Source organism: Streptomyces sp. NPDC002911 (assembly GCF_053591835.1).
The window spans coordinates 19,614-33,925 of the sequence record NZ_JBSFUO010000004.1 but is presented as its reverse complement, the minus strand read 5'-3'; the positions used below and the strand labels follow the sequence as shown (position 1 = coordinate 33,925).

The following is a 14,312-nucleotide window of genomic DNA, read 5'->3' as shown; positions in this document are numbered from 1 at the left end:
CCGGCCGGCTCTCCCCGGACCCGTTCAGACCATTGCTGAAGTGCCCCGATTTCTCGCGTGAAGCGAGGGGGCTCGAACCCCCGAAAGAGGGATTGACGACAAGTGCTCGACGTCAACTTCTTCGACGAGCTGCGGATCGGCCTTGCCACCGCGGACGACATCCGGACCTGGTCCCACGGCGAAGTGAAGAAGCCGGAGACCATCAACTACCGCACGCTCAAGCCCGAAAAGGACGGACTCTTCTGCGAGAAGATCTTCGGTCCGACCCGGGACTGGGAGTGCTACTGCGGCAAGTACAAGCGTGTCCGCTTCAAGGGCATCATCTGTGAACGCTGTGGCGTCGAGGTCACGCGCGCCAAGGTGCGTCGTGAGCGCATGGGCCACATCGAGCTTGCCGCTCCCGTCACCCACATCTGGTACTTCAAGGGCGTCCCGTCGCGCCTCGGTTACCTGCTGGACCTCGCGCCGAAGGACCTCGAGAAGGTCATCTACTTTGCCGCGTACATGATCACGTTCGTCGACGAGGAGCGCCGCACGCGTGACCTCCCGTCGCTGGAGGCTCACGTCTCCGTCGAGCGTCAGCAGGTCGAGAACCGCCGCGACTCGGACCTCGAGAACCGCGCCAAGAAGCTCGAGACCGACCTGGCCGAGCTCGAGGCCGAGGGCGCCAAGGCCGACGTACGCCGCAAGGTGCGCGAAGGTGCCGAGCGTGAGATGAAGCAGCTGCGTGACCGTGCGCAGCGCGAGATCGACCGTCTCGACGAGGTGTGGAGCCGCTTCAAGAACCTCAAGGTCCAGGACCTCGAGGGCGACGAGCTGCTCTACCGCGAGCTGCGTGACCGCTTCGGCACGTACTTCGACGGCTGCATGGGTGCCGCCGCCCTGCAGAAGCGCCTGGAGTCCTTCGACCTCGACGAGGAGGCCGAGCGCCTCCGCGAGATCATCCGTACCGGCAAGGGCCAGAAGAAGACCCGTGCGCTCAAGCGCCTCAAGGTCGTCTCCGCGTTCCTGCAGACCAGCAACAAGCCCAAGGGCATGGTGCTCGACTGCGTGCCGGTCATCCCGCCGGACCTGCGTCCGATGGTGCAGCTGGACGGTGGCCGCTTCGCGACCTCCGACCTGAACGACCTGTACCGCCGTGTGATCAACCGCAACAACCGTCTCAAGCGTCTCCTCGACCTCGGTGCCCCCGAGATCATCGTGAACAACGAGAAGCGGATGCTGCAGGAGGCCGTCGACGCGCTGTTCGACAACGGCCGCCGCGGTCGCCCGGTCACCGGTCCCGGTAACCGCCCGCTCAAGTCCCTCAGCGACATGCTGAAGGGCAAGCAGGGTCGTTTCCGTCAGAACCTCCTCGGCAAGCGTGTGGACTACTCCGCGCGTTCCGTGATCGTCGTCGGTCCGCAGCTCAAGCTGCACCAGTGCGGTCTGCCGAAGGCGATGGCGCTGGAGCTCTTCAAGCCGTTCGTGATGAAGCGCCTGGTGGACCTGAACCACGCGCAGAACATCAAGTCGGCCAAGCGCATGGTCGAGCGTGGCCGCACCGTCGTGTACGACGTCCTCGAAGAGGTCATCGCCGAGCACCCGGTGCTGCTGAACCGTGCGCCCACCCTGCACCGCCTCGGCATCCAGGCCTTCGAGCCGCAGCTGGTCGAGGGCAAGGCCATCCAGATCCACCCGCTCGTCTGCACCGCGTTCAACGCGGACTTCGACGGTGACCAGATGGCCGTGCACCTGCCGCTCTCCGCGGAGGCGCAGGCCGAGGCCCGCATCCTGATGCTGTCCTCGAACAACATCCTGAAGCCGGCCGACGGTCGTCCCGTCACCATGCCGACCCAGGACATGGTGCTGGGTCTCTTCTTCCTCACCACGGACGAAGAGGGCCGCAACGTCAAGGGCACGGACCGCGCGTTCGGCTCCACGGCCGAGGCCACCATGGCCTTCGACGCCCGCGAGCTGTCGCTTCAGGCGAGGGTCGACATCCGTTTCCCGGTGGGCACCATCCCGCCGCGTGGCTGGGTGCCGCCGGTCGCCGAGGAGGGCGAGCCCGAGTACCAGCCGGGTGACACCTTCCGGCTGCGTACGAGCCTGGGCCGCGCGCTCTTCAACGAGCTGCTGCCCGAGGACTACCCGTTCGTCGACTACTCGGTGGGCAAGAAGCAGCTCTCCGAGATCGTCAACGACCTGGCCGAGCGCTACCCCAAGGTCATCGTGGCGGCGACGCTCGACAACCTGAAGGCGGCCGGTTTCCACTGGGCGACCCGCTCCGGTGTGACCGTGGCCATCTCCGACGTCGTCGTGCCCGAGGCCAAGAAGGCCATCGTCAAGGGCTACGAGGAGCAGGACGAGAAGGTCCAGAAGCAGTACGAGCGCGGTCTGATCACCAAGGACGAGCGCACGCAGGAGCTCATCGCGATCTGGACCAAGGCGACCAACGAGGTTGCCGAGGCGATGAACGCGAACTTCCCGAAGACGAACCCCATCTTCATGATGGTCGACTCGGGTGCCCGAGGAAACATGATGCAGATGCGTCAGATCGCGGGTATGCGTGGTCTGGTGTCGAACGCGAAGAACGAGACGATTCCGCGTCCCATCAAGGCGTCGTTCCGTGAGGGCCTGACCGTTCTGGAGTACTTCATCTCCACGCACGGTGCCCGTAAGGGTCTGGCGGACACCGCCCTGCGTACCGCCGACTCGGGTTACCTGACCCGTCGTCTGGTGGACGTCTCGCAGGACGTGATCATCCGCGAGGAGGACTGTGGCACCGACCGCGGCCTCAAGCTGAAGATCGCAGTCAAGGGCGCGGACGGCGTGCTCCGCAAGACGGAGGACGTCGAGACCTCGGTCTACGCCCGCATGCTCGCCGAGGACGTCGTCGTCGACGGCAAGGTCATCGCACCTGCCAACGTCGACCTCGGTGACGTCCTGATCGACGCCCTGGTGGGCGCCGGCGTCGAGGAGGTCAAGACCCGCTCGGTCCTGACCTGTGAGTCCGCGGTCGGCACCTGTGCCTTCTGCTACGGACGCTCGCTCGCCACCGGCAAGCTGGTCGACATCGGTGAGGCGGTCGGCATCATCGCCGCCCAGTCCATCGGTGAGCCCGGTACCCAGCTGACGATGCGTACCTTCCACACCGGTGGTGTGGCGGGTGACGACATCACGCAGGGTCTGCCCCGTGTCGTCGAGCTCTTCGAGGCCCGTACGCCCAAGGGTGTCGCCCCGATCTCGGAGGCCAAGGGCCGGGTCCGTATCGAGGAGACCGAGAAGACCAAGAAGCTCGTCGTCACGCCGGACGACGGGAGCGAGGAGACGCCGTTCCCGATCTCCAAGCGCGCCCGTCTCCTGGTCGGCGAGGGCGACGCGGTCGAGGTGGGCCAGAAGCTCACCGTCGGTGCCACCAACCCGCACGACGTGCTGCGGATCCTCGGTCAGCGCGCGGTCCAGGTCCACCTGGTCGGCGAAGTCCAGAAGGTCTACAACTCGCAGGGCGTGTCGATCCACGACAAGCACATCGAGATCATCATCCGGCAGATGCTGCGCCGTGTGACGATCATCGAGTCCGGCGACGCGGAGCTGCTGCCGGGCGAGCTGGTCGAGCGTTCGAAGTTCGAGGTCGAGAACCGTCGTGTGGTCACCGAGGGCGGTCACCCCGCCTCCGGCCGTCCGCAGCTGATGGGTATCACCAAGGCCTCGCTCGCCACCGAGTCGTGGCTGTCGGCGGCGTCCTTCCAGGAGACGACCAGGGTCCTGACCGACGCGGCGATCAACGCCAAGTCGGACTCCCTGATCGGCCTCAAGGAGAACGTCATCATCGGTAAGCTCATCCCGGCCGGTACGGGCCTGTCCCGCTACCGCAACATCCGGGTCGAGCCGACCGAGGAAGCCAAGGCCGCGATGTACTCGGCCGTCGGCTACGACGACATCGACTACTCGCCGTTCGGCACGGGCTCCGGCCAGGCCGTTCCGCTGGAGGACTACGACTACGGTCCGTACAACCAGTAAGCGAGTCGCTTGATACGACCGAAGGGCGGTCCTCCCGTGTACACCACGGGGGGACCGCCCTTCGACGTGCTGCCGGTTTCAGCGGGGCGCGGGCAGGTACATGCGGAGGTGGTGCATGCGGGTGGCGTGGTCGGGATGAGATGTCAGCAGACGGGCCGGCAGGGGGGCCCGGCCGCGCGTTCCGCCGTGGGCGGCCGAGCCGGTTGCCCGGAGAGGGACAGCGGTGTCCTCCATGAGCTCCAGGGCTTCCACCAGCATCGGCGCGAAGCCCAGCGAGGCCGCGTGCAGGTCGGCCCGCAGCTCGGCACGGCGGCTGAGAGCCGCCATCGCGTAGGGGAGACTGAGCAGGCACAGCGGAAGCGGGAGGAGCACGGCCGCCCACCCGGCCGTTGTGATCGTGGCAGCGACCGTGAGAAGCAGCACCAACTGGTACGAGGGACGGATGCCGCGAGTAGCTCGGAGGAGCAGCCTCCGCGCGACCTGGCACACCACCCGCCCGGGGAGGGCGTACCAGTGGCCGAGCGAGGCGGACCAGGTGTGCCCGCCGGTGTGGTGCCCGAGCTCATGAGCGAGTACTGCGGCGAGCTGGGCCGTGGTGAGCCGCTCAAGGGCGAACCCGGTGACACCGACGATGTGTCCGGCCACAGCGAACGCGTTGAGTTCGTCGGTGTCCTCGACCCGGATCCGGTAACGGTCCCCGTCGACCCCGGCCCGGCCGGTCACCTCGCGCCAGACGGGTTCCAGCCTTGCTCGTTCGTGAGGCATCGGGTACCGGAGTTTCAGGACGTGACGCGCATACAGGTCCTCCGTCGGACTGTGGAAGATGAGCGCCCCCGACGCTAGCCACACCAGGGGGGGCACCCACAGGGGCACGCTCCAGGTGGCATCGAGGACCAGCGCAATCATCAGTACGGCCGCGAGACTGAGCAGAAAGTCCGGGAGGTGCAACGCCAGCCGGCCGAGGGCGGTGGCGTCCGCTCGTCGCTGGTGGGCAGCCAGGTGGAGGCGTCTGCCAGGTGTGTGGTAGTAGTCGAGGTCGTCGGCGGCGGGAAGCTCCGTCGGGAGTGACGGGGTGTCCGATGAATGGTCCTTGCGATCGAAAGGTTCCTGCGCATGCTTGGACATTTCCATCCTCGATGCTGTGGGCGGGTCAGCCGACGACCAGGGACGCCGGGAACATCAGGGCCCCCAGCCAGAAGGCGATCAGTCCGGCTCGTATCCACTGGTGCTTGCGGGTGGCAATGCGGCTGGTCTCCGTCAGGGCTGCCAGCAGCGCGGCCATCGGCAGGCTTTCCGTCTCAGCGAGTGCTTCGGGCAGCCGGTTCAGCCGCACCGCTCGATGGATGTCACCGAAATGGGTGAGTGGTGCGCCCGGTGCCCACGCGCTGACCCGGTAGCGCGGGAGTACGACGAGGGACAGGGACAGCAGCGCAGCGGTGAGCAGCACGGCGCCGGCCCACCACAGAAGCGCGCCGGGGCGCGCCAGTTCGTCCGGTGTCCAGTCCTGGCTGACAAGAACAGCGCTGATGACACCCGCGCTCATACCGAGGGCGGCTACAACGACGGCCGCTTTGCTATCGGCTCGGGAGATCTCCGTCCTCAGATCGGCCAGGAGCCGGGAGGCAGCTTCGGCGCCGGGCGTGGCGGTGGGCGGTGCCGGCGGGCGCGGCGGTTCCGGTGCTGGGGCCGGCAGGGGCAGGGGGTTGGTCATCGGCCCTCCTCGGTCTGCCGCCCGTGTCCGGGGTGGGTGTCAAGCGGTTTCGGCCGGGACGGCGGGACCGCGGGATGTGCCCCCGGACCGCAGGGGCTGACGGAGTCGCTCCGTGCCGAGGGTGGTTCTGTGCGTTCGTACGGATCCGCCCGCTCACCGCCCCCCGTGAGGGCGGCCCCGGCCGACTTGTCGGGCGGCCATGCCGTCACCGGCAGCCGTGGTACAGCCGGACCGTGCTCAGCGCCGGGCAACTGCTGGTTCAGGATGTCGCTCAGAGCTCGGAGTGCCAGCTCCTTCGGCCCTGCCAGTTCGTATCCCTCGGCTCCGTCGCCGCTGAGCAGTTTGGCGACCATGTCCACCTTGGCGCGGATCATGTTCACCTGGTCCTCGCGCAGACTGTTCATGACCAGCCGTGAGTCCTCCGGGTGCTCGGAGAGGTGCAGGGCCCAGGCCCGGACCCCGCCCTGTTCCAGCTGGCCTTGGTAGAAGTCGATCTTCTCCAGCTCGGCCTGCCGGAGTTCCGCGCGCCATAGCTGCTGCTGGAGAAGTACCTCCTGCTGCCGCTCCCCGTGGGCGAGCGCCCGCTCTGCCTGGAGCGCGTCCTGTTGCCGGGCTCGTCGGTCGGCCTCGAAGTCGTGCTCGGCGCCCCGCTGCTCGCTGAGGATCCGCTCCGTGGCAGCGTGCTCGATCGCCTGGATCCGGTGCTGATGGCCGACGTTTTCGGCGTCGCGGTGCAGCCGGAGCGTCCAGGTGACCAGGAGGCCTGCCGCGGCACCGAGCGCACCCTGGGCGCGTACGGCCCTCAGCACCTCCCCTTCTGCGGCCGCGCTGTTGGTGATGGGGAAGCATCGCGTCACCGGGCGGGCGGCCTGCTCGAGTTCACTCAGCAGCAGCTGCAGTACGTCGCGGTGGCCAGTGCGGACGAAGGCAGCCGGGTCGCCCACCCGCCAGGTGAGTTCGACGACGGCGTCAAACTCCAGTGCGTCGTTGCCGCTCGGCAGCGCCAGTCGTGTACGGACCGGATGGACACCCATGTCCACCTCGTACACCGAGGTGTAGCGGTTGCGGATGATCTCCGTCCGGTTGGGTCGCAGCGGAGGCAGCCAAGCGGTGTACTCACCGGTGCGGGCGGAGAAGACCAGAGCGTGATCGATCCGGGTGTGTCGACGGGGAACCAGGCCGAAGCGGGGTAGCTGGCGCACGGTCAGCACCGGGTCGTGCAGCACCGTGTGCCGATCGGCGTGCTGGTCCCATTCGGGCGGACGGCGAAAGTGGCTCATGCCTCAGAACTCCTGTACGCGATGGTCGTCCGGCACCCGGGCGGAGGGCACCGCGGTCAGCAGACGGGAAGCCACCGGTGGCGGGACGCCGTCCTCCCCGGGCACCGTGCGCAGAAGGTGCGCGACGCGCCGGCTTTCAGGACCGTTCGTCATCAGGGCGGGCAGCAGCCCGGCCAGAGCCTGTTCCGTCCGGGGGTCCCGGTCGGCCGACAGGACCCACCGGCGCAGGAGGCCGAGGGCGCGGTCACGGAGCACGCGGTCACCGAGTGCCGCACGCCAGAGCGTGGCGATGTGCGGGGCTGGTTGGCTTTCCGCTTCGACGGAACGGGCGTACCAGTCGAGTACGAGGGGCAGGCCCAGAGGGTCGTCCGCGTGGGTGTGTTCGCAGGCGCCGAGGAATCCACCCACGGCGACGAAGAACGCCGGCCGGTCCTGGTCCAGGGTCCTCAGCGATTCGGCGAGCACCTCGTCGCCCGCAGCCGACAGCAGCAGGAGTTCGACCGCCTCGGCCAGCGCCTCGGCCAGCCGGTCGCGGTCCTTCGCCGCTCCGTCAGCCTGGGTGACCTCGGTCTCGTCCAGATCCCCGTGGCGGGCCGCGGCTCGAAGCGCAGCCATCGTCTCCGTGGGGCGCTCGGGCCCGATCAGCCCGTGGGTGCGGATGGCCACCCAGCGCAGATGCGGTGTCCGGTCGTCGCACCAGGCGTCGAGGATGCGTGGAACGTTCGGTGTGCCGACGCTGTGGGCCAGGGTCAGAGCGCTCACCGCGACCGAGCGGGGACGGAACTCCCTCGCTGCTGCCCAGGGCTCGATGACCAGGGCCATCGCAGACGGCAGATCGCTGTGGGCGAGTACGGCGGCCACGGAGGCCGCACGGGTGCGTACCAGCGGCCTGCCGTCCTTCGCCAGATCCCGCAGCCACCGGACCAGGGCGGGCCGCGCCGACGGATGGCCGGTCCAGACCTCCCGCAGGATGACGAGCGCCGTCCGGTCGTCCCGATAGCGGGCCTTCACCTGACGTACGGGACCCCAGTCGGTGGGTTCCTCGGCTTCGTAGCGGCGCGCGCGTGCCAGTTGGAGACGCTTGCCGATGTGCGTGCCGAACACCGGGACCGCGGCCTGCACCTTCGTGTTGACGGTCTCCTGGAGGTGGATGTACAGGCCGTCACTCACCTCGGCCGTCAGTGCGTAAGGCCCCTCGTCGAAGGCCGCCAGAGCGATGAGGAACGCCTTCTCCCTCAGATGCAGGTTCAGGTCGTCTTCCTCGAACCACTCGCGGATCTGCTCCTCCAGAGCCCGTAGGGAGTAGTCCTCCACCTGCCTCTCATCGGCGTCTCGTGACGAGTAACGGGCGAGGACCGACGCGAACGACGCGGCCTCCCGCGGTTGGTGGTCGCGCGCGAGGAACGCTTCGACAGCGGGGAGCGCCAGCAGCTCTGCCGCGGTGCCGGCGTCTACCAGCGTCCGCAGATGCGCTCGGAGGATCTCTGCCGGGGGTGGTGGCTGCCAGATGTGCGGCACCACGTCCTCCAGGACCGATCGTGGGCCTACGGTGATCACCAGGAAGGCGTTCCGCTGGACCAGCCGGTCCCGCACCGACAGCAGGTCCGTCTCTCTCAGTGGTCCCGTCCGGTCGGTCACGAGGTCGCACAGCACATGGCCTCGGACCTCGCTTCCGTCCTCGTCTCCGGCGTCGGGCATCAGGGCGTTCCACGGGGTGTCGCAGGCTACGGCGTGGGCCGGCGAGGCCCCGAGCCGGTGCAGGAGCATGAGGGCGGCTGTTCGGCGGCCCGACGACTGCGGTCCGCCGAGGACCAGTACGCGTTCGTCGCTCAGCCGCTCGACGAGTTCGGCGAAGGCGGGGCCGGGATCGGCGAAGCGCTCGGCGAGCCGGTCGAGTGTGGATGCCGGGATCTCGCCGGAAGAGCGAGCGGTCGAGCGGCCACCGAACCGGTAATGGACGTGGGTCGTCGCCTCGAGGTGGACGTCGCCGTGGAAGGTGCCGCCGCCGATGCCGTGGTTGTCGCCGCCGAGGACACCGCCGCCGACACGGGCCCCGCTGCCGAAGTTCATGGCACGCGGCGTGTGGTCCCTCAGGTCCCGCCGTGCCGTCCACGCGTCCTGCGGCCGGTCCGCCGGTTCAGCGGTTCCCGGCTGCTCCTGGAGCCGGGGTCCCTCGGGGGCACCGTGGGATTCGCCCTCCGGGTTACCGGCGTCACGCTGTTGACCGCTCGCCTTGTCCTCGCCGCTCATCCTCGGCCTCCGCCGCCGAGCTGGATGTCGCCGTGGAAGGTGCCGCCGCCGATGCCGTGGTTGTCGCCGCCGAACACTCCGCCGTTCACCGTGGCCCCGCCGAGGTCGAAGGTGGTCCGGGGAGCGGGAGGGGCGGTGCGGGCGCCGGGGGCCGACGGGGCGGCGCGGTCGGTGGGCACCGGTGCGGGCGTATTCGCGCCGGCTGCCACGGGCCGCGCGGTGTCGCGGAGGGCCGGGCCGTGGATCCAGGCAGGAAGCGGGCCGTTCTTGCTGTCCACCGTGACGCCGTGGAACTCGTCAGCCGGCACACCGGTGTGGTCGTGCCGCACCACACCGCGGTACACAGTCTCCGCCACGCACAGAGCGAAGGCGTCCTTGCGCTCCCGCAGCGCTTGGCGGAGCACGGCGGCGTCCAGTAGCCGGCACGCGTGGTTGAGGTCGGAGCCCACCCACCCCCCGTCGTCGTCCACGGCCACGTATCCGGACGCGACCACTGCCCTGAGCCGCATCTGCGCGGAAGCGGCCGCCATGCGGTTCATGCCCCGCAACTGTGCGGGAACGAAAGTGAGCAGGGTCCGCAGCAGCGCCGTCAGCGAAGCGTTGGAGTCGATCAGCTCCATCACGCTGTCGCCGCGATCGGCGCGCCGCCGCGAGGTCTTCTCGATACCGGCGGCAAGCAGCGTGCGGTCGGTGAGGTCGAAGAGCATACGGCGCAGATACGCCTGCTCGACGTCGTCGCGGTCGCTGTACCTCTCGATATCGAAGAGGAGAATCGTGCTGTTCACGGGGCCGGACATGGTTGCCTCTCGCCGGGGACCGGGTGGAGACAGGAGCGTCCTACGCACGGCAGGACAGCGGAGAGGGCGGACGACGCAGCTGCACTGTGAACATGTGCACAGACGTCAGGTGGCCGGTGTGCTTTCCACCGGCGGTGCGCCGAGCCGGGAGGGTGGCTCGGCGGACGCAGGGTTCAGGGCGCGCGCGATGAGCCGCAGGGCGTTCGGCCGGACGACCACCAGGGCTTTGCGACCGGTGGTTACGATGCCGCGCTCCCTGAATTCCTTGAGCAGCCGCTGCACCATCTCCCTGGAGGAGCCGACCGCGCCGGCCAGCTCCTGCTTACTGAGCGGTACCTCGATCTCGATGCCCTCCTCGGTCCGCCGCCCATGTGTCCGGATGAGATCAAGAAGGAGGACCGCGAACCGCTCGCGCACGCTCATGGCGGCGAACTCCAGCCTGCGCTGGTCGGCCGCGCGGGTCCGGTCGGAGGTCAGCCCCAGCAACGTCAGGGAGACGCCGGGGGAGCGGGCGACGAAATCCCGGAACCGGCGGTGCTCGATGATGACCGCCCGTACCGGCGCGAGGGTGGTCACGGTGGCCGCTCGCGGGCGGCCTGTCAGGGCGGCGGACTCACCGACAATGTCACCGGGGCCCCTGAGCGCTAGCAGCGCTTCGTAGCCGTTCACAGCGGAGGCTGTCACCTTCGTCCAGCCGTGGAGGATCAGCAGGACGTGGGACGAGGGCTCGTACTGATGCATGAGCGCCGTGCGGGCGGCGAAGGACAATTCCCTGCCCAGTGTGAGCAGTGTCGCCCGCTCGTCTCTCTCCAGCCGGGCGAGAAAGGGGACCCGATCGTCGAGTCCACCGTCGCTTGGCAGAGAAGCGGCTGCCGGCATGCCGTCCCCCGATCTTCCGGCGCGGCGTTCAATGTACTGACGAATCGCATAAGTCTGTGCGCAAGCGGCAGTATTCGGCCACGGCGTCGGCCTCAGCCGGCCCGCCGACCGGGGCGGGGCGGGGCACCGTGCCCGGGCGGTCCGCATTTGTTTTGACCCAGCTCCGTGAGGTAGGTACGCTCAAGCCTTGTGCCTGGGGTGTGCCTGGGCTCGGGTGCGTGTCCTCAACCGCATGGCGAGTCCGTAAGTGGCCACCGCAATCTGCGTTCTTTCTGCCTTCCAGCAGGGGCGTGCAGTATTCGACACACCCGACCGCGTGGGTCGGCGAGTGTTCCAGGTTAGTTTCACGAACGGCACACAGAAACCGGAGAAGTAGTGCCTACGATCCAGCAGCTGGTCCGGAAGGGCCGGCAGGACAAGGTCGAGAAGAACAAGACGCCCGCGCTCGAGGGTTCGCCCCAGCGTCGCGGCGTCTGCACGCGTGTGTTCACGACCACCCCGAAGAAGCCGAACTCGGCGCTCCGTAAGGTCGCGCGTGTGCGTCTGACCTCCGGTATCGAGGTCACGGCCTACATCCCGGGTGAGGGACACAACCTGCAGGAGCACTCCATCGTGCTCGTGCGTGGTGGCCGTGTGAAGGACCTGCCGGGTGTTCGTTACAAGATCATCCGCGGCTCGCTCGACACCCAGGGTGTCAAGAACCGCAAGCAGGCCCGCAGCCGCTACGGCGCCAAGAAGGAGAAGTAAGAATGCCTCGTAAGGGCCCCGCCCCGAAGCGCCCGGTCATCATCGACCCGGTCTACAGCTCTCCTCTTGTCACCTCGCTGATCAACAAGATCCTCCTCGACGGCAAGCGTTCCACCGCCGAGCGGATCGTGTACGGCGCCATGGAAGGCCTCCGCGAGAAGACCGGCGCTGACCCGGTCATCACGCTGAAGCGCGCGCTTGAGAACGTCAAGCCCTCGCTCGAGGTCAAGTCCCGCCGTGTCGGAGGCGCCACCTACCAGGTGCCGATCGAGGTCAAGCCCGGTCGCGCCGCCACCCTCTCGCTGCGCTGGATCGTGGGTTACTCCCGCGCCCGTCGTGAGAAGACGATGACCGAGCGGCTCATGAACGAGCTGCTCGACGCCTCCAACGGTCTTGGCGCTGCCGTCAAGAAGCGCGAGGACACCCACAAGATGGCCGAGTCCAACAAGGCCTTCGCGCACTACCGCTGGTAGTCGCTTACCCCATCGAGACCGAGAGAAGATTGAGCCTTATGGCCACCACTTCGCTTGACCTGGCCAAGGTCCGCAACATCGGGATCATGGCCCACATCGACGCGGGCAAGACGACCACCACTGAGCGGATCCTCTTCTACACCGGCGTTTCGTACAAGATCGGTGAAGTCCACGACGGCGCAGCCACGATGGACTGGATGGAGCAGGAGCAGGAGCGCGGCATCACGATCACGTCCGCCGCGACGACCTGTCACTGGCCGCTCAATGATGTTGACCACACCATCAACATCATCGACACCCCCGGTCACGTCGACTTCACCGTCGAGGTGGAGCGTTCGCTCCGCGTCCTCGACGGTGCCGTCACCGTGTTCGACGGTGTGGCCGGCGTCGAACCGCAGTCCGAGACCGTCTGGCGTCAGGCGGACCGCTACGGCGTGCCGCGTATCTGCTTCGTCAACAAGCTCGACCGCACCGGCGCCGAGTTCCACCGCTGCGTCGACATGATCGTCGAGCGCCTCGGTGCGGTTCCGCTGGTCATGCAGCTCCCCATCGGTGCCGAAGCCGACTTCAAGGGCGTCGTCGACCTCGTGTCGATGAAGGCCTTCGTGTGGTCGGAAGAGGCCGCCAAGGGCGAGATGTACGACACCGTCGAGATCCCGGACACCCACAAGGAGGCCGCCGAGGAATGGCGTGGCAAGCTCCTTGAGGCCGTCGCGGAGAACGACGACCAGATGATGGAGCTGTACCTCGAGGGCGTCGAGCCCACCGAGGACCAGCTGCACGAGGCGATCCGTCGGATCACCCTCGCGTCGAAGGGCACGGCCGACTCCGTCACCGTGACCCCCGTCTTCTGTGGCACCGCGTTCAAGAACAAGGGCGTCCAGCCCCTGCTCGACGCGGTCGTCCGCTACCTGCCTTCCCCCCTGGACGTCGAGGCCATCGAAGGCCACGACGTCAAGGACCCGGAGCTGGTCGTCAAGCGCCGGCCTTCGGACGACGAGCCGTTCTCCGGCCTCGCGTTCAAGATCGCCAGCGACCCGCACCTGGGCAAGCTCACCTTCGTCCGGATCTACTCCGGTCGCCTCGAGGCCGGCACCGCGGTGCTGAACTCGGTCAAGGGCAAGAAGGAGCGCATCGGCAAGATCTACCGCATGCACGCGAACAAGCGTGAGGAGATCGCGTCGGTGGGCGCCGGTGACATCGTCGCCGTCATGGGCCTGAAGCAGACCACCACGGGTGAGACGCTGTCGGACGACAAGCACCCGGTGATCCTGGAGTCCATGGACTTCCCGGCGCCGGTCATCCAGGTCGCCATCGAGCCCAAGTCGAAGGGCGACCAGGAGAAGCTGGGTGTCGCCATCCAGCGCCTCTCCGAGGAGGACCCCTCCTTCCAGGTGCACTCCGACGAGGAGACCGGCCAGACCATCATCGGTGGTATGGGCGAGCTTCACCTCGAGGTGCTCGTCGACCGCATGAAGCGCGAGTTCCGCGTCGAGGCGAACGTCGGCAAGCCCCAGGTCGCGTACCGCGAGACGATCCGCAAGACCGTCGAGCGCATCGACTACACGCACAAGAAGCAGACTGGTGGTACCGGCCAGTTCGCGAAGGTGCAGATCGCCCTCGAGCCCATCGAGGGTGGCGACGCCTCCTACGAGTTCGTCAACAAGGTCACCGGTGGCCGCATCCCCCGTGAGTACATCCCCTCGGTGGACGCGGGTGCCCAGGAAGCCATGCAGTTCGGCATCCTGGCCGGCTACGAGATGGTCGGCGTCCGCGTCACCCTTCTCGACGGTGGTTACCACGAGGTCGACTCCTCGGAGCTCGCCTTCAAGATCGCCGGTTCGCAGGCGTTCAAGGAGGGTGCCCGCAAGGCGTCCCCCGTGCTCCTCGAGCCGATGATGGCCGTCGAGGTCACCACGCCCGAGGACTACATGGGCGATGTCATCGGCGACCTCAACTCCCGCCGTGGCCAGATCCAGGCCATGGAGGAGCGCAGCGGCGCTCGCGTCGTGAAGGGCCTCGTGCCCCTCTCGGAGATGTTCGGCTACGTCGGAGACCTCCGCAGCAAGACCTCGGGTCGCGCAAGCTACTCGATGCAGTTCGACTCCTACGCCGAGGTTCCGCGGAACGTCGCCGAGGAGATCATCGCGAAGGCCAAGGGCGAGTAACTCTT

Annotated in this window: 10 protein-coding genes; 4 read left to right on the top strand and 6 right to left on the bottom strand. The window is 67.9% G+C overall.

The window, feature by feature from the left end; genetic code table 11:
- The first annotated feature begins 102 nt into the window (after positions 1–102).
- A complete protein-coding gene (locus tag ACWD04_RS07940; protein WP_451129294.1) occupies positions 103–4,002 on the top strand; it encodes a DNA-directed RNA polymerase subunit beta' in 3,900 nt (1,299 codons plus the stop codon).
- Between the two features lie 78 nt (positions 4,003–4,080).
- On the opposite strand, the gene ACWD04_RS07935 is transcribed toward ACWD04_RS07940, so the two are convergent.
- The 6 genes from ACWD04_RS07935 to ACWD04_RS07910 form a co-directional block, all read right to left on the bottom strand.
- Positions 4,081–5,127: a M48 family metalloprotease gene (locus tag ACWD04_RS07935; RefSeq protein WP_451129292.1), complete on the bottom strand. Its 1,047-nt coding sequence runs from the start codon at positions 5,125–5,127 to the stop codon at positions 4,081–4,083.
- Between the two features lie 25 nt (positions 5,128–5,152).
- A complete protein-coding gene (locus ACWD04_RS07930; protein WP_451129290.1) occupies positions 5,153–5,713 on the bottom strand; it encodes a Pycsar system effector family protein in 561 nt (186 codons plus the stop codon).
- Positions 5,710–6,993, bottom strand: a complete 1,284-nt coding sequence (locus tag ACWD04_RS07925; RefSeq protein WP_451129288.1) for a hypothetical protein — start codon at positions 6,991–6,993, stop codon at positions 5,710–5,712. The genes ACWD04_RS07930 and ACWD04_RS07925 overlap by 4 nt, the downstream gene beginning before the upstream one ends.
- A 3-nt stretch (positions 6,994–6,996) precedes the next feature.
- Positions 6,997–9,243 (bottom strand): hypothetical protein, encoded by a 2,247-nt coding sequence (locus ACWD04_RS07920; RefSeq protein WP_451129286.1) that lies wholly within the window; start codon positions 9,241–9,243, stop codon positions 6,997–6,999.
- A complete protein-coding gene (locus ACWD04_RS07915; RefSeq protein WP_451129285.1) occupies positions 9,240–10,040 on the bottom strand; it encodes a hypothetical protein in 801 nt (266 codons plus the stop codon). Before ACWD04_RS07915 ends, ACWD04_RS07920 begins: the two co-directional genes overlap by 4 nt.
- A gap of 105 nt (positions 10,041–10,145) precedes the next feature.
- Entirely contained in the window at positions 10,146–10,919 is a 774-nt protein-coding gene (locus ACWD04_RS07910) for a Crp/Fnr family transcriptional regulator (RefSeq protein WP_451129283.1), read from the bottom strand.
- Positions 10,920–11,294: 375 nt separating this feature from the next.
- Here ACWD04_RS07910 and rpsL point away from each other — a divergent pair, with 375 nt between their 5' ends.
- The 3 genes from rpsL to fusA are packed head-to-tail and all read left to right on the top strand — an operon-like array spanning position 11,295 to position 14,307.
- The gene (gene rpsL, locus ACWD04_RS07905; RefSeq protein ID WP_003948652.1) at positions 11,295–11,666 is read left to right on the top strand and encodes a 30S ribosomal protein S12; all 372 of its coding nucleotides are present in this window, start codon (positions 11,295–11,297) and stop codon (positions 11,664–11,666) included.
- Between the two features lie 2 nt (positions 11,667–11,668).
- A complete protein-coding gene (rpsG, locus tag ACWD04_RS07900) occupies positions 11,669–12,139 on the top strand; it encodes a 30S ribosomal protein S7 (RefSeq protein ID WP_014154599.1) in 471 nt (156 codons plus the stop codon).
- Positions 12,140–12,177: 38 nt separating this feature from the next.
- Positions 12,178–14,307 (top strand): elongation factor G, encoded by a 2,130-nt coding sequence (gene fusA / locus ACWD04_RS07895; protein WP_451129280.1) that lies wholly within the window; start codon positions 12,178–12,180, stop codon positions 14,305–14,307.
- Positions 14,308–14,312: the final 5 nt, after the last annotated feature.

What these genes read in the sequence shown, in the direction of transcription:
- ACWD04_RS07935 (WP_451129292.1), bottom strand. Translation starts at nt 5,127, where the DNA reads ATGTCCAAGCATGCGCAGGAACCTTTCGATCGCAAGGACCATTCATCG.
- ACWD04_RS07930 (WP_451129290.1), bottom strand. Translation starts at nt 5,713, where the DNA reads ATGACCAACCCCCTGCCCCTGCCGGCCCCAGCACCGGAACCGCCGCGC.
- ACWD04_RS07920 (WP_451129286.1), bottom strand. Translation starts at nt 9,243, where the DNA reads ATGAGCGGCGAGGACAAGGCGAGCGGTCAACAGCGTGACGCCGGTAAC.
- fusA (WP_451129280.1), top strand. Translation starts at nt 12,178, where the DNA reads ATGGCCACCACTTCGCTTGACCTGGCCAAGGTCCGCAACATCGGGATC.
- rpsG (WP_014154599.1), top strand. Translation starts at nt 11,669, where the DNA reads ATGCCTCGTAAGGGCCCCGCCCCGAAGCGCCCGGTCATCATCGACCCG.
- ACWD04_RS07915 (WP_451129285.1), bottom strand. Translation starts at nt 10,040, where the DNA reads ATGTCCGGCCCCGTGAACAGCACGATTCTCCTCTTCGATATCGAGAGG.
- ACWD04_RS07925 (WP_451129288.1), bottom strand. Translation starts at nt 6,993, where the DNA reads ATGAGCCACTTTCGCCGTCCGCCCGAATGGGACCAGCACGCCGATCGG.
- ACWD04_RS07910 (WP_451129283.1), bottom strand. Translation starts at nt 10,919, where the DNA reads ATGCCGGCAGCCGCTTCTCTGCCAAGCGACGGTGGACTCGACGATCGG.